We start from the raw sequence: 24,835 nt of genomic DNA, 5'->3' as shown, positions 1-24,835 counted from the left end.
GATCGGACCGCCAGTATCGCATCGGAACCTGTATATAGCACCAGTAGTTTGCAAGATCTTTCATAAGCGAAAAGAACGTCGCAGAAATTCATTTCTTCAATCGTGGCGAAGCGCGCGATAGAGCGCAAGCCCTTGCCACGCCTGCGTCACAGCTCGGTCACATGGCTTTCCTACAGGGCTAAGCGCTTGAAGCTGAACAGTTTTTTCAGGGCAAGGGGTTGACAGACCATCGTTCCTCTGTAGAATGCCGCCTCACAGACGCGGGATGGAGCAGCCTGGTAGCTCGTCGGGCTCATAACCCGAAGGTCGTCGGTTCAAATCCGGCTCCCGCAACCAAACGTCTGAAAAAGGCCATTCGAAAGAATGGCCTTTTTTGTGCCCGATCGTTTCGTCTTCCCCTGGCAGCGGGCTCGCCTGCTATAAGCCCTTCACCTTTAGACGGCAGCAGGCCGTGACATTGCCCTGTGGCCAAGCCCGCCCCGTCGGGAATGGGCTGACCCGGACCTTCAGGCTTGTAGGACAATTCTTTTTGATTTCGCGCATTTAGTCGCGTCGACGGCGGATTGGCCGTTAATTTGACCTCGCGACCTTTTAACGGTTGACACCTAAGCTTTCGCCTGTAGAATGCCGCCTCACAGACGCGGGATGGAGCAGCCTGGTAGCTCGTCGGGCTCATAACCCGAAGGTCGTCGGTTCAAATCCGGCTCCCGCAACCAAACGTCTGAAAAAGGCCATTCGAAAGAGTGGCCTTTTTTGTGCCTGCTGTTTTTAGGTCTGGTAAAAATCGGCTTCATTACAAAAGTTTTGTAATTATTTTCTGCCGCAGGGATTGGTAACCTGGCTGGATACCCCCATCCTGTCGCGCATAGCTCAAGAGGTGATTGATGCGCGCCCACTCTGACCCACAAGATACAGTTTCCGCGACACAACCGATCAAGGCCGAACGATTGCGCTGGCTGGATCGGATCAGTCAGTACCGACAGCCTATCGGCCTCGCCGTCACGCTGCTGCTGTTTGCGATCGCCCTGATCGCCTGTCGTCATCTCCTGAGCGAACTCGACCTTTACGCACTGCACGATTCGATTCTCGACGTGCCTCGCCCCGCCCTGCTTGGCGCCGTGGCAGCAACGGTCGCAGGCTTCATCATCCTCTTGGGCTACGAATGGTCCGCCAGCCGTTATGCCGGCGTGACGCTGCCGCCGCAGACATTGATCCTGGGCGGCTTCACCGCATTCGCCATTGGCAATGCCATCGGCCTGTCGCTGCTGTCGGGGGGCTCGGTGCGCTACCGACTTTACGCCCGCCATGGCCTCGGAGCGGCGGATGTCGCCCATATGACGTTGTTCGCCAGCCTGTCCCTGGGTTGTGCACTACCGCCACTGGCGGCACTGGCCACCCTCAGCAACCTGCCCGCCGCCTCCGCTGCGCTGCATCTTCCGGCTCCCCTGTTGGCGGCGATCTCCGTGGCGGTACTGTTGCTCATGGGCATCCTGGCGGTGGGTATCTATCGCCGGCGCCTGCCGGAGCAACCTCATCGGGACAGCCTGCTGGTCAGGGCCGGACGCCGCACCTTGCGCTTGCCGGGCCGACGCCTGACATTCCTGCAATTGGTGATCACGGCACTGGACGTCGCGGCCGCGGCCACGGTGCTGTACCTGTTGCTTCCCGAAGCGCCACCCTTCGGCGCGTTCCTGCTGGTGTACCTGCTGGCATTGGCGGCCGGGGTGCTGAGCCATGTGCCGGGCGGCGTCGGGGTGTTCGAAGCGATCCTGCTGGCCGCGTTTGCCGACAAGCTGGGAGCCGCACCGCTGGCCGCCGCCCTGCTGCTGTATCGCCTGATCTACGTGCTACTGCCCATGCTGGTGGCCTGCGTATTGTTGCTGATCAACGAAGCACAACGACTGTTCCAGACCCGCCAGACCCTGCGGGCGGCCTCGGGCCTGGCGGCGCCGGTCCTGGCGGTGCTGGTGTTCCTGTCTGGCGTGGTGCTGCTGTTTTCCGGCGTGACGCCGGAGATCGATACGCGCCTGGAGCATATCGGGTTCCTGATCCCGCACCGACTGGTGGACGCGTCCCACTTCGGCGCCAGCCTGGTGGGCGTGTTGTGCCTGTTGCTCGCCCAAGGCTTGCGTCGTCGCCTGTCGGCCGCCTGGATGCTGACCACCGTCTTGCTGCTGGTGGGTGCCCTGCTCTCGCTGCTCAAGGGGTTCGACTGGGAAGAAGCGACGCTGTTGACCTTGACGGCCGCCTTGCTGGCGGTGTTCCGGCGCTCCTTCTACCGTCCGAGCCGGCTCACCGAGCTGCCCTTTTCGCCGTTGTTCCTGATCGCCAGTCTCTGCGTGCTCGGCGCGTCGATCTGGCTGCTGCTGTTCGCCTACCAGGACGTTCCCTACAGTCATCAGCTGTGGTGGCAGTTCACCCTGGATGCCGACGCGCCTCGCGGCCTGCGCTCGCTGTTGGGGGCAGCGGTGCTGTTGGTGGTGGTCTCGCTGACCTGGCTGCTGCGCACCGCGCGGCCAGTGATCCACTTGCCGACGGCGCAAGAACTGGAGCGCGCCAAGACCATCCTGATGGCCTCTTCACAACCCGACGGCGGCCTGGCCCTGACCGGCGACAAGGCGCTGCTGTTCCATCCCAACGACGAAGCCTTCCTGATGTATGCCCGTCGTGGCCGCAGCCTGGTGGCGCTGTATGACCCGATCGGGCCGCCCCAGCAGCGGGCCGAAATGATCTGGCAGTTCCGTGACCTGTGCGATGTCCACCACGCCCGCCCGGTGTTCTACCAGGTACGGGTCGAGAACCTGCCGTACTACATGGATATCGGCCTGACGGCGATCAAGCTGGGTGAAGAAGCCCGGATCGACCTCAAGCGTTTCGACCTCGAGGCCAAGGGCAAGGAAATGAAGGACCTGCGCTACACCTGGAACCGTGGCACCCGGGACGGCCTGTCCCTGGAAATCCACGAACCGGGCCAGGCGCCGATGGATGAACTCAAGGTCATTTCCGATGCCTGGCTGACCGGCAAGAACGTGCGCGAGAAAGGGTTCTCCCTGGGCCGCTTCAGCGACGAGTACCTCAAGCACTTCCGCATCGCTGTGATTCGCTTCGAGGGCCGTCCGGTGGCGTTCGCCAACCTGCTGGAAACCCACAGTCACGAGCTGGCCAGCCTCGACCTGATGCGTGCCCATCCCGACGCGCCGAAGCTGACTATGGAGTTCATGATGGTCGGTCTGATCCAGCATTACAAAAACCATGGCTACGCCCGCTTCAGCCTCGGCATGGTCCCGCTGTCGGGCCTGCAGCCACGTCGCGGCGCGCCGCTGACCCAGCGCCTGGGCTCGATGGTGTTCCGCCGTGGCGAGCAGCTCTACAATTTCCAGGGGCTGCGCCGATTCAAAGACAAGTTCCAGCCTGACTGGGAACCTCGTTACATGGCCATGCCCGCCGGACTCGATCCGCTGGTGGCGCTGGCCGATACCGCCGCCCTGATCGCGGGCGGCCTGACTGGACTGGTGAAACGCTGATGATGCAACGCTCCTGGCGATATGTAGTGGCCGCCCTGCTGGTGCTGGCGGTGATCCTGGGGGGTGGTTACTGGTACTGGAACCGCCCCGCCCCGCAACCTACCCTTGAACAACTGACGCCTGCCGACGGCGTGCCCATGACCCGGGTCGTTCCCGGCACCAAGCCGCGTGCCCAGGTCCTGGTGGCGGTCAATGAAGAGCAGAAGCTGAGTGATACTCAGCTGAGCACACTCAGCCGCAGCGGCTCGGCACTGATCGTCCAGGTGATCCTGCCCAAGGACTGCATGTTGCAGGGACGCGCCCTGCAAGCCGGCCTGAGGCAGCTCCAGGGACCGGCGACGCTGGTCAGCGGCATCGGCCCTGGCGCCGTGCTGGCCTGGCGCTGGCTGGCCGAGCAGAAGGATGACAAGGCCAAGGCCGTCTCGGTGGACCTGGCCCTGGAAAAACCCGGCTGCACCCACCTGCTGCCCAAGAGCGCGGCCCACGGCCACTGGCTGGTGGCCTGGAACGATAACCCCGATGACACCAGCGCCGGGTTCGTGCGGGACCAACCGAATGCCGAAACCAGCATCAGCGACTATGACATCGCCTTGCCACAAGTGCTGAACAACGAGCTGCGCAAGATCCTGGTGGGCGCCGAGAAGGGCAAGGGGGGCCTGGCCATTCCGGTGGTGGAAGTGCCCGCCAGCCAGGCCCGGGACACCGTGACCCTGTTCCTCTCCGGGGATGGCGGCTGGCGTGACCTGGATCGTGACGTGGCCGATGAAATGGCCAGGATCGGCTATCCGGTGGTCGGTATCGACACCCTGCGCTACTACTGGCAGCGCAAGAGCCCGGAACAGAGCGCACTGGACCTGACCGAACTGATGCAGCACTACCGCCAGATCTGGGGCACCAAGCGCTTCATCCTGACTGGCTACTCCTTCGGAGCCGACGTGCTGCCGGCGATCTACAATCGCTTGCCGGCCACCGAACAGCAACGGGTCGACGCGATCATCCTGCTGGCCTTCGCCCGCACCGGCAGCTTCGAGATCGAAGTCGAGGGCTGGCTGGGCAACGCCGGCACCGAAGCCGCCACCGGCCCGGAAATGGCCAAGTTGCCTGCCGGCAAAGTGGTGTGCATCTATGGCGCCGAAGAAGCCGGCGAAAGTGGCTGCACCGACAAGACAGCGGTAGGTGAAGCCATCCAGCTGCCGGGCGGGCATCACTTCGACGAAAACTACCCGGCCCTGGCCAAGCGCCTAGTGGACGAGATCAACAAGCGCCAGCAGGCCGCTGCGCAATGATCTGACACTGCGGCGGGAATTCACTTCCTTGCCCACAAAAAAGGCCCCTGCCGCTACACGCGACAGGGGCCTTTGTCCAGACAGGCGACTGGAATACGCGCCTACATCTCCACCTGCGTTCCCAACTCGATCACCCGGTTCAACGGCAGGTTGAAGAACCGCAGGTTGCCGTTGGCGTTCTTCAGCATGAAGGCGAACAGCAACTCGCGCCAGCGAGCCATGCCTTCGAGCTTGGAAGCGATGACCGTTTCCCGGCTGAGGAAATACGTCGTACGCATCGGACTGAAATCCAGCTCGTCGAGGTGGCAGAGCTTGAGCGCCTGCGGCACGTCCGGCTCATCGGTGAAACCGAAATGCAGGATCACCCGGAAGAAACCCTCGCCGTAGGAATCGACCTCGAAGCGCCGCTGCGGCGGTACTCGCGGGATGTCTTCGTAGACCACCGTCAACAATACCACTTGCTCGTGCAGCACCTGGTTGTGCAGCAGATTGTGCAACAGCGCATGGGGCACGGCGTCGGAGCGCGCCGTCAGGAACACGGCGGTACCCTGCACGCGATGCGGTGGCTGCACACGGATGCTGCTGATGAAGATCGGCAACGGCAGCGCACCTTCGTCCAGGCGCTCCACCAGCAACTGCTTGCCGCGCTTCCAGGTGGTCATCAGCACGAACAAGGCGATGCCGGCGATGACGGGGAAAGCCCCGCCCTGGATGATCTTCGGCACGTTGGCCGCGAAATACAGGCCATCCACCAGCAGGAAACCGAGCAGTACCGGTATCGCCAGCACAGGCGGCCATTTCCATAGCAACAGGATCACGGCCGAGACCAGGATGGTGGTCATCAGCATGGTGCCGGTCACCGCCACGCCGTAGGCCGAGGCCAGCGCGCCGGACGATTCGAATCCCAGCACCAGCAGCACCACACCCACCATCAACGACCAGTTCACCGCGCCGATGTAGATCTGGCCCTGTTCGGCGCTGGAAGTGTGCTGGATATACATGCGCGGGATATAGCCCAGCTGGATGGCCTGACGGGTCAGGGAGAACGCGCCGGAAATCACCGCTTGCGAAGCGATCACCGTGGCCAGGGTGGCCAGGCCCACCAGCGGCAGCAACGCCCAGCTCGGCGCCAGCAGATAGAACGGGTTGCGCGCCGCCTCGGGATCACCCAGCAACAACGCGCCCTGGCCGAAATAGTTGAGCATCAAGCCCGGCAACACCAGGAGAAACCAGGCGCGGGCAATCGGCTTGCGGCCGAAATGGCCCATATCGGCGTAAAGCGCTTCGGCACCGGTCAACGCCAGTACCACGGCACCGAGGATCGCCACGCCCATGCCTGGATGGACCACGAAGAAACGCACTGCCCAGGCCGGGTTCACCGCCAGCAGCACTTCCGGTTGCTGGCTGATGCCGTAGACGCCCAGCGCACCGAGCACCACGAACCAGATGACCATGATCGGGCCGAACAGGATGCCGATCCGCGCGGTGCCATGGCGCTGGATCAGAAACAGCGCGACCAACACCACCAGCGACAGCGGCACGACCCAATGGTCGATGCCCTCGAACGCCAGCCCGAGGCCTTCGATGGCCGAGAGCACGGAAATCGCCGGGGTGATCATGCTGTCGCCGTAGAACAGCGCGGCGCCGATCAGACCGCAAACCACCAGCAACGTGCGCAGCCGGGCCCGGCTTCCCGCCGCCCGCCGTGCCAGGGCGGTGAGCGCCATGATGCCGCCCTCGCCCTGGTTGTCGGCACGCAGGACGAACATCATGTACTTGATCGACACGACCCAGATCAGCGACCAGAAGATCAGCGACAGGATCCCCAGCACCCCGTCATGGTTGACGGGTACGCCATAGGCACCGGAAAACACTTCCTTGAGGGTGTACAACGGGCTCGTGCCGATGTCGCCATAAACCACTCCGACCGCCGCGACCAGCATGCTAAGCGGGTTTGCGGCCGAATGCCCGGCCTCCACCGCCTGACTACTTGCCTGCCCCATCCAATACTCCTGATTCCCAAGACCGCCTTCTTATACGCAACATGTTTTGTCACGCCCATGCGTCGCTCAACATCTAGTTACAGGTATTCAGTTGACTGTAAAAAGCAGCAAAGCGCAAAGGCGCGAAGCATAGCGCAGCACTCGTCGTTTTTCCCCGCATAAAGCTGGTCAAGTGACGCGTCCATCGCTAGAATTGCGCACTTTTTGATCAGAGGCGCGCCAGGCGCCCTGTCTCCCAAGAGACGATCCCCCTACACCGAGGTTAGACATGTCCACCACTACCACGCCAGCCAATCCCAAGGTCGGCTTCGTTTCCCTGGGTTGCCCGAAGGCTCTGGTCGACTCCGAGCGCATCCTGACCCAGCTGCGCATGGAAGGCTATGACGTCGTTTCCACGTATCAGGACGCGGACGTGGTAGTGGTCAACACCTGCGGTTTCATCGATTCGGCCAAGGCCGAGTCCCTGGAAGTGATCGGCGAAGCCATCAAGGAAAACGGCAAGGTCATCGTCACCGGCTGCATGGGCGTCGAAGAAGGCAACATCCGCGACGTGCACCCCAGCGTACTGGCGGTGACCGGCCCGCAGCAGTACGAGCAGGTGGTCAACGCGGTGCATGAGGTGGTGCCCCCCAAGCAGGACCACAACCCGCTCATCGACCTGGTGCCGCCACAAGGCATCAAGTTGACCCCACGCCACTATGCCTACCTGAAGATTTCCGAAGGCTGCAACCACAGCTGCAGCTTCTGCATCATCCCGTCGATGCGCGGCAAGCTGGTGAGTCGCCCGGTGGGCGATGTGCTCGATGAGGCCCAGCGCCTGGTCAAGGCCGGCGTCAAGGAACTGCTGGTGATCTCCCAGGACACCAGTGCCTACGGCGTCGACGTGAAATACCGCACCGGCTTCTGGAACGGCGCGCCAGTGAAGACCCGCATGACCGAACTGTGCGAAGCCCTCGGCACCCTCGGCGTCTGGGTCCGCCTGCACTACGTCTACCCTTACCCGCACGTGGACGAACTGATCCCACTGATGGCCGCCGGCAAGATCCTGCCGTACCTGGACATCCCGTTCCAACACGCCAGCCCGAAGGTCCTCAAGGCCATGAAACGCCCGGCGTTCGAAGACAAGACCCTGGCTCGCATCAAGAACTGGCGCGAAATCTGCCCGGACCTGATCATCCGCTCCACCTTCATCGTCGGCTTCCCCGGCGAAACCGAAGAAGACTTCCAGTACCTGCTGGACTGGCTGACCGAAGCCCAGCTCGATCGCGTCGGCTGCTTCCAGTATTCCCCGGTGGAAGGTGCTCCGGCCAACGACCTGGCCCTGGACGTCGTGCCGGACGACGTCAAGCAGGACCGCTGGGAGCGCTTCATGGCGCATCAGCAGGCAATCAGCTCGGCGCGCCTGCAAATGCGCATCGGCCGTGAAATCGAGGTCCTGGTGGATGAAGTGGACGAGCAAGGCGCCGTGGGCCGCTGCTTCTTCGATGCCCCGGAAATCGATGGCAACGTCTTCATCGACAACGGCAGCCATCTCAAGCCGGGCGACAAGGTCTGGTGCAAGGTGACCGATGCCGATGAGTACGATCTGTGGGCTGAGCAGATCGCCTGATCCTGGCGTGGACCCAGGCCCAGGTGACTTTTGTGGCCAGGGCCACAGGTCCGTGCCTGCTGCCATTGATTCGTCAGCCTCGAAAAAACCAAAAAGCCCTGCCTTGCGACAAGATGCGGGGCTTTTTTACGGCTATCGTATGGAGAAACCCGGGACATTCAGCACAAGGAACAGGCGGGCATGCGCCAGCACTCGGTCATCCATACCCCGAAATCCAGCGATTACCAGGAACTGACCCAGGTCTGGGAAGCTTCGGTGCGGGCAACCCATGATTTTCTTCCGGACAGCTACATCGAGCTGCTGAAGAACCTGGTGCTCACCCGCTACCTGGATGCGGTAATGCTCATCTGCACCCGGGACGCGCACCAGCGCATTACCGGTTTCGCTGGCGTCGCGGCGGGCAAGATCGAAATGCTGTTCATCGACCCACAGCACCGGGGCCAGGGCCTGGGCAAGCAACTCTTGCACTACGCCATGGAACACATGAACGCCGATCAGCTGGATGTCAACGAACAGAACCCGCAGGCCCTGGGCTTTTATCTCAAGCAGGGATTCGAAGTGGTCGGCCGCTCGGCGCGGGACGGCATGGGCCAGCCATACCCGTTGCTGCATATGCGCTACAGGCAGCCCGGCCTGAAGGCCGTGCGCGGCTAAAAGCCACACGAGGCAAATGGAACCGCGATTAACCGGCGCCACGCAGGTACAATGCCCACCCTCTTTTTGCTACGGCCTTGTCATGACTGACCCGATACGCCTCTCCAAACGCCTCATCGAACTTGTCGGCTGCTCCCGCCGGGAGGCTGAGCTGTTCATCGAGGGCGGCTGGGTCACCGTGGATGGCGAGGTCGTCGACGAACCGCAGTTCAAGGTCACCACCCAGAAGGTCGAACTCGACCCACAAGCCAAGGCCACCGCGCCGGAGCCGGTGACCCTGCTGCTGAACGTTCCGGCGGGCATGGACGTGGACACCGCCATGGCGAGCCTGGCCCCGCAGACCCTGAGCGAAGAGCACCGCTTCGGCAAACGTCCGCTCAAGGGCCATTTCCTGAGACTGACCGCCAGCGCCGACCTGCAGGCCAACGCCAGCGGCCTCCTGGTGTTCACCCAGGACTGGAAGATCCTGCGCAAGCTCACCGCCGACGCCGCGAAGATCGAGCAGGAATACGTCGTGGACGTCGAGGGAGAGATGCTTGCCCACGGCCTCAACCGCCTGAACCATGGCCTGACCTACAAGGGCAAGGAGTTACCCGCGGTCAAGGCCAGCTGGCAGAACGAGAACCGCCTGCGCTTCGCGCTGAAGAACCCGCAGCCGGGCATCATCGCGTTGCTCTGCCAGGCGGTCGGCCTAAAGGCCGTCGCCATCCGCCGGATCCGCATCGGCGGCGTGTCCATCGGCAAGGTGCCGCTGGGCCAGTGGCGCTACCTGTCCGCCAAAGAGAAATTCTAAAGTCACTTCTTCCGGTGCCGCACCTCGCTGGGCACCCACCGCCGATTGATCAGGATTGCACACATGATTCACAACGACGTACTGCGCAGCGTGCGCTACATGCTCGATATCAGCGACAAGAAAGTCATCGAGATCATCAAGCTGGGCGGCCTGGACGTGTCCCTGGCGGACCTGGCGGGCTATCTCAAGAAGGATGAAGAAGAAGGCTTCGTGTTCTGCCCCGACGAAGTCATGGCGCATTTCCTCGACGGCCTGGTGATCTTCAAACGGGGCAAGGACGAGAGCCGCCCACCGCTGCCCATCGAAGTGCCGGTGACCAACAACATCATCCTCAAGAAGCTGCGAGTGGCCTTCGAACTGAAGGAAGACGACATGCACGCCATCCTCAAGTCTGCGGACTTCCCGGTGTCCAAACCGGAACTGAGCGCGCTGTTCCGCAAGTTCGGCCACACCAACTACCGCCCGTGCGGCGACCAGTTGCTGCGCAACTTCCTCAAGGGGCTGACGCTGCGCGTTCGCGGCTGACTTCCCAGGGCCGCGGTGGCGAGGGGACGCTGCACGTCCAGTGGGGATAAATCCCCTCACCACAGAGGACAGTGCCGATTGCAGCTCCCGCGTTATCATGCCCTCTCCATCTGGCGTCGATTTCATCCCATGACTTACAACGTCTCCCCCGTCGGCTTCGTCCACTCCTGTTTCAAGGAAAAGTTCGCCATCCCACGGCAACCTCACCTGGCGCCTGCCGCTCGCGGCGTGCTGGAGCTGGTGGCGCCGTTCGACCAGGGCGACGCCGTGCAGGGCCTGGAGCAGGTCAGCCATGTCTGGTTGCTGTTCCTGTTCCACCAGGCCCTGGAAAAAAAACCTCGGCTGAAAGTGCGTCCGCCTCGCCTGGGCGGCAACAAATCCATGGGGGTATTCGCCACCCGGGCAACCCATCGCCCCAACGGCATCGGCCAATCCGTGGTCAAGCTGGAACGGATCGAAGCCGCTCGTCTGTGGATCTCGGGCATCGACTTGCTGGACGGTACACCGGTACTGGACATCAAGCCCTACGTGCCCTACGCCGACATCATTGGCACGGCTTCGAACAGCATCGCCAGCGCAGCGCCCGAGCCGGTCCCCGTGCAATGGGCGCCCCCTGCCCTGCACCAAGCCCGCGACCACGCCATGCGCCTGCAGGAGCCGCTGGTGGAACTGATCGAACAGTGCCTGGCCCAGGACCCCCGCCCGGCGTACCAGGTGCCGACAGCGGAACGGGAATATGGCGCGCAATTCTGGGATGTGGACGTTCGCTGGCATTATCCGCGGCTGGGGTTGATCCGCGTGCTGGAAGTGATTCCGGCGAAACAATGATCCTGGAACGAAAAAGCCCGCGCCGCCTTATCCAGGCGACGCGGGCTATTTCAATGGCGATCGGTTGGACCGAGTCGTCTTCTTCGCGGGCTTACTTCTCTACGAAGGCCCGTTCGATCAGGTAATCCCCCGGCTCGCGCATACGCGGCGAAACGGTCAGGCCGAAGCTGTTGAGCACTTCGCTGGTTTCTTCCAGCATGCTCGGGCTACCGCACAGCATGGCGCGGTCGTCCTGGGGGTTGATCGGTGGCAGGCCGATGTCGCGGAACAGCTTGCCGCTGCGCATCAGGTCGGTCAGGCGGCCTTCGTTCTCGAACGGCTCGCGGGTCACGGTCGGGTAGTAGATCAGTTTTTCACGCAGCGCTTCGCCGAAAAACTCGTTCTGCGGCAAGTGCTCGGTGATGAACTCGCGATAGGCGACTTCGTTGACGTAACGTACGCCGTGGCACAGGATCACTTTTTCGAAACGCTCATAGGTTTCCGGATCCTGGATGACGCTCATGAACGGCGCCAGGCCGGTGCCGGTGCTGAGCAGGTACAGGTGCTTGCCCGGCTTGAGGTCGTCCAGCACCAGGGTGCCGGTGGGTTTCTTGCTGATGATGATCTCGTCGCCTTCCTTCAGGTGCTGCAATTGGGAAGTCAGCGGACCATCAGGCACCTTGATGCTGAAGAACTCGAGATGCTCTTCCCAGTTCGGGCTGGCAATCGAGTAAGCGCGCATAAGCGGGCGGCCGTTGGGCTGCTGCAGGCCGATCATCACGAACTGACCGTTCTCGAAGCGCAGGCCCGGATCGCGGGTGCACTTGAAGCTGAACAGAGTGTCGTTCCAGTGATGAACACTGAGGACACGCTCGTGGTTCATGTTGCTCATGTACGGGGGACTCCTGGAAATGATGCCTGCGCCGGGAAGGAGCGCAATTGCATCGCATTCTAATAGCGGCGACAATATCTGTTAAATGGATTATTAAGATAAGGGTTATCGGTTATATCGATATGCGATTTACTCTACGTCAACTTCAGGTCTTCGTCGCCGTCGCCCAGCAGGAGAGCGTGTCCCGTGCTGCGGGCCAGCTCAATCTGTCGCAATCGGCTGCCAGCACCTCCATCACCGAATTGGAGCGCCAGTCCAGCTGCCAGTTGTTCGACCGCGCCGGTAAGCGCCTGAGCCTCAACGCCCTGGGCAAACAGTTGCTACCCCAGGCGGTGGCGTTGCTGGACCAGGCCAAGGAGATCGAAGACCTGCTCAACGGCAAGTCCGGCTTCGGCTCACTGGCGGTTGGCGCCACCCTGACCATCGGCAATTACCTGGCCACCCTGCTGATCGGCGGTTTCATGCAGCGCCATCCGGAAAGCCAGGTGAAGCTGCATGTACAGAACACTGCCAATATCGTGCATCAGGTCGCCCACTATGAAATTGATCTGGGTCTAATCGAAGGCGATTGCAGCCATCCGGATATCGAAGTGCAGAGTTGGGTCGAGGACGAGCTGGTGGTGTTTTGCGCGCCCCAGCATCCACTGGCCAGGCGCGGCCAGGCGACCATGGAGGAACTGACCCATGAAGCGTGGATTCTGCGGGAACAGGGCTCCGGCACTCGCCTGACCTTCGACCAAGCCATGCGCCATCATCGCAGCGCGCTGAACATCCGCCTGGAACTGGAACACACCGAAGCCATCAAGCGCGCCGTGGAGTCCGGCCTGGGGATCGGCTGCATTTCACGCCTGGCCCTGCGCGATGCGTTCCGTCGGGGCAGCCTGGTCCCCGTGGAAACCCCGGACATGGACCTGGCGCGGCAGTTCTACTTCATCTGGCACAAACAGAAATACCAGACATCGGCGATGCGCGAGTTTCTCGAGCTGTGCCGGGCGTTCACCGCCGGCGCGCAACGCAGCGACGAAATCGTCCTGCCGGCCATTGCCTGAAGCGCTACTGCAGCAGGATCACGCCCCATACCAGCGTAATCATCGTCAGGGCGACGAGCTGGGCGGCACTGCCCATGTCCTTGGCATTCTTCGACAGCGGGTGCAGTTCCAGGGAAATGCGGTCGATGGCCGCCTCCACCGCCGAATTGAGCAGTTCGACGATCAGCGCCAGCAGGCAGACCGCAATCAACAGCGCCTGCTCGACACGGCTGACGTTCAGGAAGAACGACAGCGGGATCAGGATGACGTTGAGCAGGACCAGTTGACGGAACGCCGCTTCGCCGACAAAGGCCGCGCGCAGGCCATCCAGGGAATAGCCGGAGGCGTTGAGGATGCGTTTCAGGCCGGTTTGGCCTTTAAAAGGTGACATAGGATGGGCAACTGATCGAAAGGAGTGGAGAAGCTAATTCAAACCCGGTCAAAAAAGCGTGAACAGACACACTAGGGCTGCGGTGAAATTGACTCAAGCTGTTGCAACAACAAGGCCGCCTGGGTCCGGGTGCGCACGTTCAGCTTTCGGAAGATCGCCGTCACATGGGCCTTGATGGTGGCCTCCGAGACGTTCAATTCATAAGCGATCTGCTTGTTCAGCAAACCTTCGCAGACCATGGTCAGTACCCGGAACTGTTGCGGCGTGAGACTGGCCAGGCCTTCGCTGGCGGCCTTGGCCTCTTCCGACACGCTCACTGCCTCGAATGCCTGGGGCGGCCAGGCAGCATCACCATCCAGGACCGCCTTCACCGCCTTCTGGATCATTTCAAGCGAACTGGACTTGGGGATGAACCCGCTGGCACCGAACTCCCGGGCCTTGACCATCACCGACGCTTCCTCCTGGGCCGAAACCATCACCACGGGAATCTGCGGATACTGACCGCGCAACAGTACCAATCCGGAAAATCCATACGCTCCCGGCATGTTCAGGTCCAGCAGCACCAGGTCCCAGTCAGCCTTTTCGGTCAACCGGCTCTCCAGTTCCGCAATACTGGCCACCTCCGTCAGCCGGACATCCGGGCCCAGGCCCAGGGTCACTGCCTGATGCAACGCGCTACGAAAGAGCGGATGGTCATCGGCAATCAGGATTTCGTATGTGGCCATTGTTCAAATGATCCTGTTCTTATGGCAGGCCGATATGATCGCACCTCGCCAGAGCCACTCGGGACACCCACCATGGCGGCGGCATCCAGAGGGAACTGTTCACGCCAGCACGGTATGGCGTTTCAAACCTTGGCCATGCCCCGGTCGGCGCCAAGCATGCCCAGCGAAGCCGGGGTGGTCAAGCAGCACGGCCACCACTGTCTCCAGTATGGGCCACTATCCGGCCACTGCCCCTTGAGCCGTATCAATAAAGGGCAACAGCTCAGCGTGAGCCGGGGTCGATACATCCACTTCCCGTTGCCCCTTGGCGCCCAGGTAATGCTGGCTGAACACATCGAAATAAGCGTCCAGGGCAGAGGCCGCATCATGATCCCCGGCCAGCTCCAGGCACAGCGCCGCCACTTCGGCAGTGCACAGGTGCTCGCTGCGGGTGGAACGGCGCAAGCGGTAGCGCGACAGTTTGTCAGGCAGCAGGCTCAGGATCGGCAACTGGTCGAAATAGGGACTCTTGCGGAAAATCTTGCGCGCCTCCGTCCAGGTCGCGTCCAACAGAATGAACAACGGTCGCCTGGAACGATCCAGGTCTACGGTGTGGGTGACCCGCAACGGCTCGACGTATTCACCCGGAAACACCAGGTAGGGTTGCCATTGAGGGTCATTCAGCAACGCCAGCAATTGTCCGTCGACCTCGGTGCGCGACCAGATGAAGGCATGATTGTCGCGTACCACGTCGGCAATCAGCCACCCGGTGTTGCTGGGCTTGAACACTTCCTTGTTGGTCATGATCAGGCAAACCCCGGAACGGGCTTCGACCTTCGGTCGCCAGGCACACAGGCAATGGCTCTGGATCACCCGGCAGGCACTGCAACGGGGTGCGCGCCAGCCACGGGCCTGAAGCGGCTTGATCCCCTCATCGATGCGCTGATCGCGCAGGCGGGCTACGGCGTTAGGGGCATGAAGCCGACAGGCGGGAGAACTCGACACGAACGACACTCGACAGCGCAATGAAGGCCGGCAGTCTACCAGAGCGCACGAGCCTGTACCGTCCACCTCGCCTCCCCTATAATTCGCCGCCAATGAACGCACAGTCACGTGACCGGTCGAACCACCAGTCACTGAACCAGGAGAGTTTCATGCTGCGCCTTACCGTCCCTACCGTTGCCGTTCTGTTGGCGACGTCCTTCAGCGCCCAGGCTGCCTCGCTGAAAGAACTCGAACTGAACAAGATGTTGCAGAACGTGGCCAGGGAGAGCAGCGTTGGCACCCCCCGGGCGATCAATGAAGACATTCTCGATCAGGGCTACACGGTGGAAGGCACCGAGTTGATCAACCACCTCAGCGTGCAGAGCAGCCATGCCGAAAAGATGCGCGCCGACCCCAAGGCCGTGTATTTCCAGCTGGGCTCCAAGGTGTGCACCAATCCGGGCTTTCGCAAGCTGATGGCCAAGGGCGCCACCATGCGCTACGAGTTTACCGAGGTCAAAACCAACCGCCCGGTCGCGACCGAACGCTTCCAGGAGTCGGATTGCCCAAAACCGGCCAAGACCAAGAAGTAATCAGCCCGAGCGTGCGCGTCGCTGTTCATCGTCGGCGCGCAGTTCCGCCACCAGCGCCTGCAGGTATCGCGAGCGCCAGGTCCTGCCCTCCAAGCGACGACAACACTCTTCCTCGAGGCTGATTCGATTGGCCTGGGCCGCTTCCAACAGCGTCAGATACAACTGCCTGTCGAGTTCCAGGGTTACCCTGCTCATTTCTCCCGCCTCCTTGCCCGATTCGCTTCAATCCATCGCGTGCCCAGCCATGGGCATCGAACTGCATTGACACGCCTGTTATCAGTAAATCAGAGCGGCATGCGTGCAACTGGCAATCGGACGAGCGGTGCGCTACTCCAAAGCTTTCATCCAGCGGTTGCCAACGGTCACTTTTGAGCGCCATGATCATGGCAACGCAAGATCGACTCACTTCATGAATATGTTTTGGGCAGAACGAGGCTGCCACCCTACCTTGCCGTGTGATTGTTCTTAAATCCAAGGGACATACGGAACCCGGTGGATGGCCTGATCGATGATATGTAAACAGGTTCAGGCCAAATCGAACGCCCAGGCGAGCGCCTGGATTGACGGCGACACACGGAGTGTCGCGGCCCCGGCGAACCTTTCGCCCGGGTCGGGGTTCCGTCAAGAAGGAGAAGCTTGATGCCTTACAAACCAAATGACCTGCTCAATCGTCATTTTGAGAACCATGGCCACGACCTTATCCGCAAGGTCGAAGAGCAACTCAACCTGGTGTCACCCAACAGCCCCAACCTCCCCATCTACCGAGACATGATCCTGACCGTGCTGCGCATGGCCCAGGAAGACCACAACCGCTGGAACGCCAAGATCACGTTGCAGGCCCTGCGGGAACTGGAACAGGCATTCCGCACGCTGGAACAGTTCAAGGGGCGCCGCAAGGTCACTGTCTTCGGCTCCGCACGAACGCCTATCGAACATCCCCTGTATGGCCTGGCGAGGGAGCTGGGAGCGGCGCTGGCCCGCTCGGACATGATGGTCATCACTGGCGCAGGCGGAGGCATCATGGCCGCCGCTCATGAAGGCGCCGGCCGCGAGCACAGCCTCGGGTTCAATATCACCCTGCCTTTCGAACAACATGCAAACCCGACCGTCGAAGGCACGCCGAACCTGTTGCCCTTCCACTTCTTCTTCACTCGCAAACTGTTCTTCGTCAAGGAGGCCGACGCGCTGGTGCTCTGCCCGGGTGGTTTCGGCACCCTTGATGAAGCACTGGAAGTGCTGACGCTGGTGCAGACCGGTAAAAGCCCACTGGTACCGGTAGTATTACTGGACGTTCCCGGAGGAAAGTTCTGGCAAAGCGCCCTGGATTTCATCCGCGAACAATTGGAGGAAAACCGCTACATCCTGCCCACCGACCTGAAGCTGATGCGCCTGGTATACACCGCCGAAGATGCCGTGGAGGAAATCAACCAGTTCTATCGTAACTTCCATTCCAGCCGCTGGCTCAAGCATCAGTTCGTGATCCGCATGAACCACAAGCTCAACGAGCAGGCCCTGGAACAGATGCAAGTGGAGTTTGCCGACCTGTGCCTGAACGATCGCTTTCATCAGCTGGCCTACAACGGCGACGAGCCTGATGAAGCACGGTTCAGCCACCTGACGCGATTGGCATTCAACTTCAACGCCCGTGACCATGGTCGGTTGAGGGCGCTGGTGGACTTCATCAACTTGTCGGAAAACTGGGCCCAACCCTACCCCAAGGCCCATCCGCTTGCCTGGGAGACGATCAAGGTCACCTGAACCCATAAAAAAACGGCCCGCTATCGAAATAGCGGGCCGTTTTTCAATCATCCAGTCCTCGACCGCTGAACAAGCGGTTGATCATTTCCATGGAGTAGCCTCTGTACGCCAGGAACCGACCTTGTTTGGCCCGTTCCCGTGCATCGACGGGTAGATGCCCAGAGAACTTGCGACGCCAGGTTTCCATCAACTGATCCTGCCAATCGATACCGCTTTCACGTAGGGCTTGTTCGATATCCGAACGCTGCAGGCCGCGTTGACCCAGTTCCTCCCGAATCCTCAACGGTCCATAACCGGAGCGGGCCCGATAGGAAACGAAGCTTTCCAGATAACGGGCCTCTGACAACAGGCCCTCTTGCGTCAAGCGATCCAATGTCGTTTCGATCAACTCATCGCAGGCACCACGCTGACGCAGTTTTCGCGTCAGTTCGACTCGACCGTGCTCGCGTCTGGCGAGCAGGTCCATCGCAGTTCGCCGCACCGCGACGAGGGTATCGAGTACGGCGGTCATCGATTTGATCAGATATCAGCGTCAACCAGATCGTCAGCGGTCTCACGGTTAGCCAACGCCTTGACGTCCGCAACCGGGCTCAACAGCTTGTCGCGCAATTGCTTCTCGAGGGCCGCAGCCACTTCCGGGTTGTCCGCCAGGAACTTGGCCGAGTTGGCCTTGCCCTGACCGATCTTGGTGCCGTTGTAGGCGTACCAGGCACCGGACTTTTCAACGAAGCCGTGCAACACGCCCAGGTCGATCATCTCGCCATTGAGGTAGATGCCCTTGCCGTAAAGAATCTGGAACTCGGCCTGACGGAATGGCGAAGCCACCTTGTTCTTCACAACCTTGACGCGGGTTTCGCTGCCGACAACCTCGTCGCCTTCCTTCACTGCGCCGGTACGACGGATGTCCAGGCGGACCGAGGCGTAGAACTTCAGGGCGTTACCACCAGTGGTGGTTTCCGGGCTGCCGAACATCACGCCGATCTTCATGCGGATCTGGTTGATGAAGATCACCAGGCAGTTGGCATTCTTGATGTTACCGGTGATCTTGCGAAGGGCCTGGGACATCAGGCGAGCCTGGAGGCCCACGTGCATGTCGCCCATTTCACCTTCGATTTCGGCTTTAGGTACCAGTGCCGCCACGGAGTCGACGATGATCACGTCAACCGCGTTGGAACGCACCAGCATGTCGGTGATTTCCAGTGCCTGCTCACCAGTGTCAGGTTGGGAGACCAGCAGGTCGTCGACATTGACGCCCAATTTGCCGGCATATTCCGGGTCCAGGGCGTGCTCGGCATCGACGAAGGCGCAGGTCGCGCCGGCCTTCTGGGCCTGGGCAATCACGGACAGGGTCAGCGTGGTTTTACCGGAGGACTCAGGACCGTAGATTTCAACGATACGACCTTTTGGCAAGCCGCCGATGCCAAGCGCGATGTCCAGGCCCAGGGAGCCGGTGGAGATGGAAGGAATAGCCTGACGGTCCTGATCGCCCATACGCATTACGGCACCCTTGCCGAATTGACGTTCGATCTGACCCAAGGCCGCAGCCAAGGCTTTCTTCTTGTTGTCGTCCATTAAAGTCCTCACGTAATCAATAAGGCCTGACGGCCAACACCTGTATAAGTAGCCAGTATTATTCCACAGGGATCGTGGATCGCCTACCCCCGATTTGAGATTTCTGCGGCGGCATGTTGCAGCAGCCCCTCTAGCGCGGCCTTCACCGTTTGTCGGCGGACCTCGTCGCGGTTGCCCGCAAAGAACCGCTGCTCGCTGAAGACCGTCTCGCCAACGCCCCAGGCCAGCCACACGGTGCCCACCGGCTTGCCCGGGGAACCGCCGTCCGGCCCGGCGATACCGCTGACCGCCACGGCGAACCGCGCCTGGCCCTGTCGCTGGGCGCCCCGGACCATGGCCTCGACCACCTCGCGACTGACCGCTCCCACCGTGCCGAACAGTTCGTCCGGCACATTCAGTTGCCGGGTCTTCTGGCGATTGGAATAAGTGACGAAACCGGCTTCGAACCAAGCCGAACTGCCTGGAATTCGCGTGATCGCCTCGGCAATCCCGCCACCGGTACAGGACTCGGCGGTGGTCACATGGACATTGAGCAACTGCAGGCGCCGGCCCAGTTCGGCGGCCAGCTCGGTAATCTCATCCATGACGCTCTCCTGATTCGACGCAATGACGCCTACCGTACACGAGCGTTGGAACCTTGCAAGGCTGGGGCCCCGGAGAGCGTCCTGTTTTTCGGGACACGTCCAGACCACGCTATGGACATCGAAAAAACATCGCTATATTCAGTTGCCCATGACAGTCGGAACGATGGAATGAAAACCAAGGATCTCAGCCGCCTTTCGGTTGATGGCGTACTCTGCATCAGCCTCAAGGATCGGAAGGATCGCAGGCTGCTACTGCTTGAAACCATGAAACGCTCAGGTTTGGACATAGAGTTCGTACTGGTCGATCCTGATAGAGAGAATCCGGCAAGAGGCTGCTTCAATTCGCATTTGAAGTGCGCAGAGATTGCATTGCAGCGCAACTATTCAAACGTCCTGATCCTGGAAGACGATGCACTGCAGTATTTCTTCTCAAAACAGACAGTCCGCAACATCAATCGCTTTATTTCGACGGAAAATTTTTCCATTCTCCATCTCGGTTACACGATGGGGAAAATATGGCTGACCTGGAATTTTTCCATCGCTCGCGGCCGGGTAACCGCACTGCACGCTTATATACTCAGCAAACGAGGCTGCTCGGAGTTTGTAAAGCTTGAATACCGTTCAGAGCCCATCGACAGAGTCGTAAGGGCCCAGATCAAACAACATTGCGTTTTCCCCATGATGTTCGGCCAGCAACCCGCTCATCTCGTTTCAAGCGACATAGAAGACATTGCTCCTAACGATGATTCGTTCTGGAGAAACAATTGGTATAGGCACGTCTGGTCGGCAGTAAAGAACTTCTACATGACAGTTCTGGGCGTGAACCGGTAAACCAGGCAAGATTCTTTCCGGTCGACAACGACTCGACGGATTACTGACCCAACGCCCTGACATACGCCTGGCAAGCCCGCAAGGCGATCAATCCACGGTCGCCTTCATCGGTGATGGCGATAATTCGTTGAGCATGCGTCGGGTCAAGTCGGGCGCGTAGGGGGCCATGATCCATGCCGCCGGAGCCGGTGGCGGCAGGCACCGCACAACCGGGGGAGGCATCGTGGGCGTCGAGGAGGACTGACAGCCGGACATCGGCAGTAGCAAGGCGATCGCGCAGGCGATCCTGGTCACGTTGGGCATCGCTCAAGGCTCGGTAGTGGGTGTGTTCGCTGGCAGAAAGTTGCTGTTCCAGGGCCAGTCGCTTCTCTTGCTCGGCCTTTTGTTGCGCTGTCGCCGCCTGGCTCAACTGACTCAGGGTCTCGGCTTGGGACTGGGCCATTTGCGCCAGTTGACGACCATAGCGCCAATCCTGGAGTCGCCACACCAGCGTAGCTGGACCAGCGACCAGCAGCGCCAGCAAGAGAACAATCCCGAGAGTACGGAAGGAAAAAGGCATCAGGTCGAAGACTGGCATAACACCGCCCTCGCCCGCGCCCAAAGTTGCAGACGATCTTCCAGGCCGTTCAAGCCGCCGTTGATACGCCGAGTGATACTGTTGAACTGGTCACGGTCGGCCAGTTCGTTCAAGCCGTTCTGCTCCCAGAACCAGGCAGCCGATTCGGATGCCCACTGTGGTTGTTCCAGCAGTTCCGGCAAGGCCAGCAGACGTTCATCGCCAAACAAACCGAGACTGCACCGCAGATAATTGTCGCGGCCCGTAATCTGGATCAGCCCACGCCCCCGATATTTCTGGCCGTCGCCGTCGGCCTGGGGAGTATTTCCCAGGCGAACGGCCAACGCGCCGGTGTCGTACTTGCTTAGATACATTTCACTGCCAAGCTCCCGCACATATCGCAACTGCCCCGACTCGTGGCCGATCTGCGCCAGAAACGCAGCAACGCGTTTGGGCGTATCGATCCGGTGACGGCTCATCGCATGGTTGAGCGCAGGAACGAAAACGCCCGCTTGAGAGCGGGCGTCGGGCATGATCTTGATGAGTTGCTGCTGGGTAACGTCCATAATCCGACCATCGAAAAAAACATCACTGAAGTTGCGCTTTCAACCAGGGCGGCGCGACGGGGCGGTGCTCAGCCGCGGGAAACAGCTCGTCCTGGGGCCAATCTCTAAGGGCTCGCCGATAGGCCTGGAGTTGCGTGTACTGCGCCTGATCCAGCGTCGTACCGCCGCCGTCGTCCATCTCGTCGCGATCCCGGGCTACGAGGCGATCGGTGGCGGTGAGCTGAGCGTCACGCCAATGTGTTTCGTTGAGTATCTGCGTCTCGATCCTGTCGACCTCAAGCTCCGAAAGCACCGGATACCCCATGGCGTCCGACGTGATACACCTATTTAAAAAAGGGGCTGCGAACAATGCACTGTATGCGTGCTCCGAAATCTCAACAGCATCTTTGGGAATTTCATTTGCATGATCGATGGAGTTGTAGAACCCACCCGTGGTTGGAGCATAAAAAATCAGCATAACGGCATCCTTTCAATAACCAATTGCACGCCAGAGCCCAGTCCAGTTCGCGTAGACACCATTGTGATCCCGACCATAAAGCCTGAACTGACTCAGGGAACCAAATGAGACGCCGAACGACGCACAGGTCGGTCCTCCATCGGTCACGTTGATATTCCTGACCGCATTCGGAAACGACATGGGAAACGTCACCAGCACGCCATTGGCATCCGTGCCGCTCGATGAAATTCCCCACTGTTCGATGACATAGCCCGTCGGACTGGTGGTATCGGGAATACGTTTCCATCCATTGGGCTGTAACGACGAAGAGAACATGGCCGAATACTTCGAGGTGGCCGTTCCACCAATCAGACGCCATTGGGCATTGAGCTTGATGAACTCCGCAGTCTCCCCTAACCCGATGCTAACGGTACCCTCTGCTCCGTTCGATCCCGACAACTTATCAGTCGCCAAGGTCGTCGATATAGTTACTACGCCATTGCCTGCGTTGATAATCCTGACAGTGGCGCCATGCAGGACGCCCGTCGTGGCGGGCAGTTTGGCGGTAACCGGGGTTTCACTGGCAAAACTGGCGACTCCACCAATATCCCTGGATGTCAAAGCCGCATGTGTGGAATACACGTCAAAGCCGGCGTACTGCAATCCGTTGCGGACTACGAACTCTGTTGTAGCAACGGTCTTATCGTTATCGAACTGAGGAGCGGTAAGAAACAATCCAGTGCCGCGCAATGCCGCCAGTAACTGATTGTAAGTTTCTTCCGAGGGGGTAATACCGGCGGCTTGAATGACGTTGATTATTTCCTGTGTGACGCCATTCCCCCAACTGGCGGGGATCAATGATCCTGGCGTCCCAGCCAAGGCGTTCTCGTCTACAAACCTGCCATTCACCAAGCCCGCACTCGGAACACTTTTTGGATAATCCACTTTTTTCTCCCTTGGTATTCAAATGACAGAAAAACAGGCAGCCGAGAGCTCGAGCTGTTGAAGTCTCAACACCTTTTGAAGCATTCGAACAACTTTGGTACCGTACCGGTTGCTTTAAACAACAGAGGCCGGCATCACCGGCCAATTGATCTCGGTTGGATAACCGGATTGATTCTGGATTCGATTCAACTCAACGCTGTAGAGTTTCCATTCCATCAGCGCCAGTTGCTCCTGATCGTTGGCTTCGCCGAGGTCTTCGGCATACTGAAAGGGAGCAATTTTCTGAACAGCTTCTCGCAGTAGTTTGTCACGCTTTACCAACGCTTCGCGCTTGAGATCCGCAAGCTGTAGCGTCTGGTCAAATACCCAGGCAGTGTCGCGCCAGACGTGGTAGCTACCGGGCCACGGCTCCGCCGTATACGGGTTCGGCAACTCACCGAATTCGCTCCATTGCAGCACGGCACCGTTATCCTTGCGATAAACCGGACCTCGCCGGTCCACCATCTCCCGCGGAACGCCATTGACCATGACCCAGGAGTGATGCTCCTGAGCGGGCGGAAGCTCAAAGGAAAGCTGGATGCCATTGCTGGGTATTTGAATGCCCAGGCCAGGCGTGACAAAAAGCTCTACCGGACCAGATAGAACACCGGTTTCGTCAAACAGATAAATGAACATGATCACCTCAGATCAATTTGATTCGGGCGGGGTAGGCGATGTTTCTGGGCCGGGTTTCCGTGCTGAAGACTCCGATATTGCCAACGGCGTCTCCACTGGAGAAAAAAAGCGGATTCGGATAGGTCGTACCCACTATCCCCGTCGCGGGTGCAGCATTGACGTCCCGTGTCACGTCCCAAGAAGCATCGGCAATAGCAGGCCCAGGACGATTGGCGCTACCTGAGCTGGTAGGTAAATAGTGGTTGTGGCTTTCCAACGCGTACATTTGTCTACTGCCCGACGCACGATCGGCATCTACCCCTCGAGCCTCATCCAGCACACGCAGGAACTCGCCCCGAATATCAGGCAGTCGAAAGGTCGTGGCGCCATCTCCGCTGGTCCAGGCGCCTTCGTTTCCTCCCCTGTTACCCTCGGTCACTAACGCACCGGACAGCTGGGCGTAATCCCACAACCAGGGCCACTCGCTACGCAACAGCAGGTTCCCGTTGAGCACCGCATATCCACCGGGTATCACCTGGCGTGTGCTTTCGAAGGAAATGCGTCCCAACGCGGTCGCATCGAAGCGACTCACCGGCCACCAGGCACCCGCTTCGTCACTGCGCAAATGCCACCAGTCGCCGCTGCCCATCAATACCAGAAACGGGTAGCCACTGGCCGCCAGATGGGTATGAAACCGAATCCTGTCGCTACCGGAGGCCCGTACCATCAGGCGATTCCCACTGTTATCCACTCGCCGGACAATCACATCACGAATACCCAGCGCCGTATTAGCCGCAGGTAGCGTCACCGTGTTCGCACCGGCACTGGCATCGATCAACACCAACCCCAACTCTTCGGCAACAAGCGTCTTTGATGCCGTCAACCGAGTCACCACCGAGCGCATCGGACTGCTGCGTCCAAGAATGGCTTGCAACGCCTTGATCAATTGCCCGGTGTCCGCTTCTGAAGGCGTCATGCCGGCCGCCGAGATCACATTGAGGATCTCTTGGGTAACCCCATTGCCCCAGACCGCCGGAATCAATGAGCCGGGTGTACCTGCCAGCGGATCTTCGTCCACGAACCGTCCGTTCACCAGCCCGACGCTGGGAACGCTTTTTGGATAATCCATATGTTATTTCT

At 60.2% G+C, this 24,835-nt stretch carries 26 protein-coding genes and 2 tRNA genes; 13 read left to right on the top strand and 15 right to left on the bottom strand.

Annotation, left to right across the window (positions count from 1 at the left end; genetic code table 11):
- Positions 1 to 259: 259 nt before the first annotated feature.
- The 4 genes from AC1M7R_RS17235 (at position 260) to AC1M7R_RS17220 (ending at position 4,810) form a co-directional block, all read left to right on the top strand.
- A tRNA-Met gene (locus tag AC1M7R_RS17235) sits at positions 260 to 336 on the top strand.
- Positions 337 to 639: 303 nt separating this feature from the next.
- A tRNA-Met gene (locus AC1M7R_RS17230) sits at positions 640 to 716 on the top strand.
- Between the two features lie 168 nt (positions 717 to 884).
- Complete coding sequence (mprF, locus tag AC1M7R_RS17225; RefSeq protein ID WP_072387794.1) at positions 885 to 3,524, top strand: bifunctional lysylphosphatidylglycerol flippase/synthetase MprF; 2,640 nt, start codon at positions 885 to 887, stop codon at positions 3,522 to 3,524.
- On the top strand, positions 3,524 to 4,810 hold the full coding sequence (locus AC1M7R_RS17220) for a virulence factor family protein (protein WP_072387795.1): 1,287 nt from the start codon (positions 3,524 to 3,526) through the stop codon (positions 4,808 to 4,810). Before mprF ends, AC1M7R_RS17220 begins: the two co-directional genes overlap by 1 nt.
- 101 nt (positions 4,811 to 4,911) lie before the next feature.
- On the opposite strand, the gene AC1M7R_RS17215 is transcribed toward AC1M7R_RS17220, so the two are convergent.
- Positions 4,912 to 6,813, bottom strand: a complete 1,902-nt coding sequence (locus tag AC1M7R_RS17215) for a potassium transporter Kup (RefSeq protein WP_072387796.1) — start codon at positions 6,811 to 6,813, stop codon at positions 4,912 to 4,914.
- A gap of 268 nt (positions 6,814 to 7,081) precedes the next feature.
- Between AC1M7R_RS17215 and rimO the strand changes: the two genes are divergently transcribed.
- The 5 genes from rimO to tsaA all read left to right on the top strand — a co-directional run bounded on the left by rimO (position 7,082) and on the right by tsaA (position 11,222).
- The gene (gene rimO / locus AC1M7R_RS17210) at positions 7,082 to 8,422 is read left to right on the top strand and encodes a 30S ribosomal protein S12 methylthiotransferase RimO (protein WP_072387798.1); all 1,341 of its coding nucleotides are present in this window, start codon (positions 7,082 to 7,084) and stop codon (positions 8,420 to 8,422) included.
- 180 nt (positions 8,423 to 8,602) lie between these two features.
- Positions 8,603 to 9,076 carry a GNAT family N-acetyltransferase gene (locus tag AC1M7R_RS17205; protein WP_072387800.1) on the top strand — a complete coding sequence of 158 codons (474 nt, stop codon included), beginning with the start codon at positions 8,603 to 8,605 and terminating at the stop codon, positions 9,074 to 9,076.
- 82 nt (positions 9,077 to 9,158) lie between these two features.
- On the top strand, positions 9,159 to 9,869 hold the full coding sequence (locus AC1M7R_RS17200; protein WP_072387802.1) for an rRNA pseudouridine synthase: 711 nt from the start codon (positions 9,159 to 9,161) through the stop codon (positions 9,867 to 9,869).
- Positions 9,870 to 9,932: 63 nt separating this feature from the next.
- Positions 9,933 to 10,394: a YehS family protein gene (locus AC1M7R_RS17195; RefSeq protein ID WP_072387804.1), complete on the top strand. Its 462-nt coding sequence runs from the start codon at positions 9,933 to 9,935 to the stop codon at positions 10,392 to 10,394.
- Between the two features lie 129 nt (positions 10,395 to 10,523).
- The gene (gene tsaA, locus AC1M7R_RS17190; protein ID WP_490609768.1) at positions 10,524 to 11,222 is read left to right on the top strand and encodes a tRNA (N6-threonylcarbamoyladenosine(37)-N6)-methyltransferase TrmO; all 699 of its coding nucleotides are present in this window, start codon (positions 10,524 to 10,526) and stop codon (positions 11,220 to 11,222) included.
- Positions 11,223 to 11,313: 91 nt separating this feature from the next.
- Here tsaA and fpr read toward each other — a convergent pair whose 3' ends face one another.
- Complete coding sequence (gene fpr, locus AC1M7R_RS17185) at positions 11,314 to 12,093, bottom strand: ferredoxin-NADP reductase (protein ID WP_016966062.1); 780 nt, start codon at positions 12,091 to 12,093, stop codon at positions 11,314 to 11,316.
- Positions 12,094 to 12,215: 122 nt separating this feature from the next.
- Between fpr and AC1M7R_RS17180 the strand changes: the two genes are divergently transcribed.
- Positions 12,216 to 13,142: a LysR family transcriptional regulator gene (locus AC1M7R_RS17180; protein WP_165887761.1), complete on the top strand. Its 927-nt coding sequence runs from the start codon at positions 12,216 to 12,218 to the stop codon at positions 13,140 to 13,142.
- Positions 13,143 to 13,146: 4 nt separating this feature from the next.
- Here the strand turns inward: AC1M7R_RS17180 and AC1M7R_RS17175 are convergent, their stop codons facing one another.
- The 3 genes from AC1M7R_RS17175 to AC1M7R_RS17165 all read right to left on the bottom strand — a co-directional run bounded on the left by AC1M7R_RS17175 (position 13,147) and on the right by AC1M7R_RS17165 (position 15,221).
- Complete coding sequence (locus AC1M7R_RS17175; RefSeq protein ID WP_072387808.1) at positions 13,147 to 13,512, bottom strand: diacylglycerol kinase; 366 nt, start codon at positions 13,510 to 13,512, stop codon at positions 13,147 to 13,149.
- A 71-nt stretch (positions 13,513 to 13,583) separates the two neighbouring features.
- A complete protein-coding gene (erdR, locus tag AC1M7R_RS17170; RefSeq protein WP_072387810.1) occupies positions 13,584 to 14,237 on the bottom strand; it encodes a response regulator transcription factor ErdR in 654 nt (217 codons plus the stop codon).
- Positions 14,238 to 14,453: 216 nt separating this feature from the next.
- Positions 14,454 to 15,221, bottom strand: coding sequence for a tRNA-uridine aminocarboxypropyltransferase (locus AC1M7R_RS17165; RefSeq protein ID WP_072388725.1), 768 nt, complete (start codon positions 15,219 to 15,221; stop codon positions 14,454 to 14,456).
- Positions 15,222 to 15,370: 149 nt separating this feature from the next.
- Here AC1M7R_RS17165 and AC1M7R_RS17160 point away from each other — a divergent pair, with 149 nt between their 5' ends.
- On the top strand, positions 15,371 to 15,793 hold the full coding sequence (locus tag AC1M7R_RS17160) for a quorum-sensing-regulated virulence factor family protein (protein WP_072387813.1): 423 nt from the start codon (positions 15,371 to 15,373) through the stop codon (positions 15,791 to 15,793).
- Here the strand turns inward: AC1M7R_RS17160 and AC1M7R_RS17155 are convergent, their stop codons facing one another.
- On the bottom strand, positions 15,794 to 15,988 hold the full coding sequence (locus AC1M7R_RS17155) for a hypothetical protein (RefSeq protein ID WP_072387815.1): 195 nt from the start codon (positions 15,986 to 15,988) through the stop codon (positions 15,794 to 15,796). It lies immediately after the preceding gene.
- Between the two features lie 444 nt (positions 15,989 to 16,432).
- On the opposite strand from AC1M7R_RS17155, the gene AC1M7R_RS17150 reads away from it, so the two are divergent.
- Positions 16,433 to 17,551, top strand: coding sequence for an LOG family protein (locus tag AC1M7R_RS17150; protein WP_490609767.1), 1,119 nt, complete (start codon positions 16,433 to 16,435; stop codon positions 17,549 to 17,551).
- Between the two features lie 43 nt (positions 17,552 to 17,594).
- Here the strand turns inward: AC1M7R_RS17150 and recX are convergent, their stop codons facing one another.
- The 3 genes from recX to AC1M7R_RS17135 form a co-directional block, all read right to left on the bottom strand.
- Complete coding sequence (recX, locus tag AC1M7R_RS17145) at positions 17,595 to 18,062, bottom strand: recombination regulator RecX (protein ID WP_072387819.1); 468 nt, start codon at positions 18,060 to 18,062, stop codon at positions 17,595 to 17,597.
- Positions 18,063 to 18,070: 8 nt separating this feature from the next.
- A complete protein-coding gene (gene recA, locus AC1M7R_RS17140) occupies positions 18,071 to 19,123 on the bottom strand; it encodes a recombinase RecA (protein WP_072387821.1) in 1,053 nt (350 codons plus the stop codon).
- 83 nt (positions 19,124 to 19,206) lie between these two features.
- Positions 19,207 to 19,707, bottom strand: coding sequence for a CinA family protein (locus AC1M7R_RS17135; RefSeq protein ID WP_490609766.1), 501 nt, complete (start codon positions 19,705 to 19,707; stop codon positions 19,207 to 19,209).
- Between the two features lie 168 nt (positions 19,708 to 19,875).
- On the opposite strand from AC1M7R_RS17135, the gene AC1M7R_RS17130 reads away from it, so the two are divergent.
- The gene (locus AC1M7R_RS17130; RefSeq protein ID WP_072459425.1) at positions 19,876 to 20,538 is read left to right on the top strand and encodes a glycosyltransferase family 25 protein; all 663 of its coding nucleotides are present in this window, start codon (positions 19,876 to 19,878) and stop codon (positions 20,536 to 20,538) included.
- 40 nt (positions 20,539 to 20,578) lie between these two features.
- On the opposite strand, the gene AC1M7R_RS17125 is transcribed toward AC1M7R_RS17130, so the two are convergent.
- The 6 genes from AC1M7R_RS17125 to AC1M7R_RS17100 all read right to left on the bottom strand — a co-directional run bounded on the left by AC1M7R_RS17125 (position 20,579) and on the right by AC1M7R_RS17100 (position 24,824).
- Positions 20,579 to 21,115, bottom strand: a complete 537-nt coding sequence (locus AC1M7R_RS17125; protein WP_177305133.1) for a lysis system i-spanin subunit Rz — start codon at positions 21,113 to 21,115, stop codon at positions 20,579 to 20,581.
- Positions 21,097 to 21,660, bottom strand: coding sequence for a glycoside hydrolase family 19 protein (locus AC1M7R_RS17120; protein WP_072387825.1), 564 nt, complete (start codon positions 21,658 to 21,660; stop codon positions 21,097 to 21,099). The genes AC1M7R_RS17125 and AC1M7R_RS17120 overlap by 19 nt, the downstream gene beginning before the upstream one ends.
- 22 nt (positions 21,661 to 21,682) lie before the next feature.
- Positions 21,683 to 22,117, bottom strand: a complete 435-nt coding sequence (locus AC1M7R_RS17115) for a phage tail assembly chaperone (RefSeq protein WP_072387827.1) — start codon at positions 22,115 to 22,117, stop codon at positions 21,683 to 21,685.
- Between the two features lie 12 nt (positions 22,118 to 22,129).
- Positions 22,130 to 23,041 (bottom strand): gp53-like domain-containing protein, encoded by a 912-nt coding sequence (locus AC1M7R_RS17110; RefSeq protein ID WP_490609765.1) that lies wholly within the window; start codon positions 23,039 to 23,041, stop codon positions 22,130 to 22,132.
- A 114-nt stretch (positions 23,042 to 23,155) separates the two neighbouring features.
- On the bottom strand, positions 23,156 to 23,716 hold the full coding sequence (locus AC1M7R_RS17105) for a tail fiber assembly protein (protein ID WP_072432291.1): 561 nt from the start codon (positions 23,714 to 23,716) through the stop codon (positions 23,156 to 23,158).
- Between the two features lie 7 nt (positions 23,717 to 23,723).
- Positions 23,724 to 24,824: a phage tail protein gene (locus AC1M7R_RS17100; RefSeq protein WP_072432280.1), complete on the bottom strand. Its 1,101-nt coding sequence runs from the start codon at positions 24,822 to 24,824 to the stop codon at positions 23,724 to 23,726.
- Between the last annotated feature and the right edge of the window lie 11 nt (positions 24,825 to 24,835).

The organism is Pseudomonas sp. MS01C9, assembly GCF_058202755.1.
This window is presented reverse-complemented; position numbering and strand designations above follow the sequence as displayed.

Coding starts and splice junctions, on each gene's coding strand:
- mprF (WP_072387794.1), top strand. CDS start 885: ATGCGCGCCCACTCTGACCCACAAGATACAGTTTCCGCGACACAACCG.
- AC1M7R_RS17220 (WP_072387795.1), top strand. CDS start 3,524: ATGATGCAACGCTCCTGGCGATATGTAGTGGCCGCCCTGCTGGTGCTG.
- AC1M7R_RS17215 (WP_072387796.1), bottom strand. CDS start 6,813: ATGGGGCAGGCAAGTAGTCAGGCGGTGGAGGCCGGGCATTCGGCCGCA.
- rimO (WP_072387798.1), top strand. CDS start 7,082: ATGTCCACCACTACCACGCCAGCCAATCCCAAGGTCGGCTTCGTTTCC.
- AC1M7R_RS17205 (WP_072387800.1), top strand. CDS start 8,603: ATGCGCCAGCACTCGGTCATCCATACCCCGAAATCCAGCGATTACCAG.
- AC1M7R_RS17200 (WP_072387802.1), top strand. CDS start 9,159: ATGACTGACCCGATACGCCTCTCCAAACGCCTCATCGAACTTGTCGGC.
- AC1M7R_RS17195 (WP_072387804.1), top strand. CDS start 9,933: ATGATTCACAACGACGTACTGCGCAGCGTGCGCTACATGCTCGATATC.
- tsaA (WP_490609768.1), top strand. CDS start 10,524: ATGACTTACAACGTCTCCCCCGTCGGCTTCGTCCACTCCTGTTTCAAG.
- fpr (WP_016966062.1), bottom strand. CDS start 12,093: ATGAGCAACATGAACCACGAGCGTGTCCTCAGTGTTCATCACTGGAAC.
- AC1M7R_RS17180 (WP_165887761.1), top strand. CDS start 12,216: ATGCGATTTACTCTACGTCAACTTCAGGTCTTCGTCGCCGTCGCCCAG.
- AC1M7R_RS17175 (WP_072387808.1), bottom strand. CDS start 13,512: ATGTCACCTTTTAAAGGCCAAACCGGCCTGAAACGCATCCTCAACGCC.
- erdR (WP_072387810.1), bottom strand. CDS start 14,237: ATGGCCACATACGAAATCCTGATTGCCGATGACCATCCGCTCTTTCGT.
- AC1M7R_RS17160 (WP_072387813.1), top strand. CDS start 15,371: ATGCTGCGCCTTACCGTCCCTACCGTTGCCGTTCTGTTGGCGACGTCC.
- AC1M7R_RS17155 (WP_072387815.1), bottom strand. CDS start 15,988: ATGAGCAGGGTAACCCTGGAACTCGACAGGCAGTTGTATCTGACGCTG.
- AC1M7R_RS17150 (WP_490609767.1), top strand. CDS start 16,433: ATGCCTTACAAACCAAATGACCTGCTCAATCGTCATTTTGAGAACCAT.
- recX (WP_072387819.1), bottom strand. CDS start 18,062: ATGACCGCCGTACTCGATACCCTCGTCGCGGTGCGGCGAACTGCGATG.
- recA (WP_072387821.1), bottom strand. CDS start 19,123: ATGGACGACAACAAGAAGAAAGCCTTGGCTGCGGCCTTGGGTCAGATC.
- AC1M7R_RS17135 (WP_490609766.1), bottom strand. CDS start 19,707: ATGGATGAGATTACCGAGCTGGCCGCCGAACTGGGCCGGCGCCTGCAG.
- AC1M7R_RS17130 (WP_072459425.1), top strand. CDS start 19,876: ATGAAAACCAAGGATCTCAGCCGCCTTTCGGTTGATGGCGTACTCTGC.
- AC1M7R_RS17125 (WP_177305133.1), bottom strand. CDS start 21,115: ATGCCAGTCTTCGACCTGATGCCTTTTTCCTTCCGTACTCTCGGGATT.
- AC1M7R_RS17120 (WP_072387825.1), bottom strand. CDS start 21,660: ATGGACGTTACCCAGCAGCAACTCATCAAGATCATGCCCGACGCCCGC.
- AC1M7R_RS17115 (WP_072387827.1), bottom strand. CDS start 22,117: ATGCTGATTTTTTATGCTCCAACCACGGGTGGGTTCTACAACTCCATC.
- AC1M7R_RS17105 (WP_072432291.1), bottom strand. CDS start 23,716: ATGTTCATTTATCTGTTTGACGAAACCGGTGTTCTATCTGGTCCGGTA.
- AC1M7R_RS17100 (WP_072432280.1), bottom strand. CDS start 24,824: ATGGATTATCCAAAAAGCGTTCCCAGCGTCGGGCTGGTGAACGGACGG.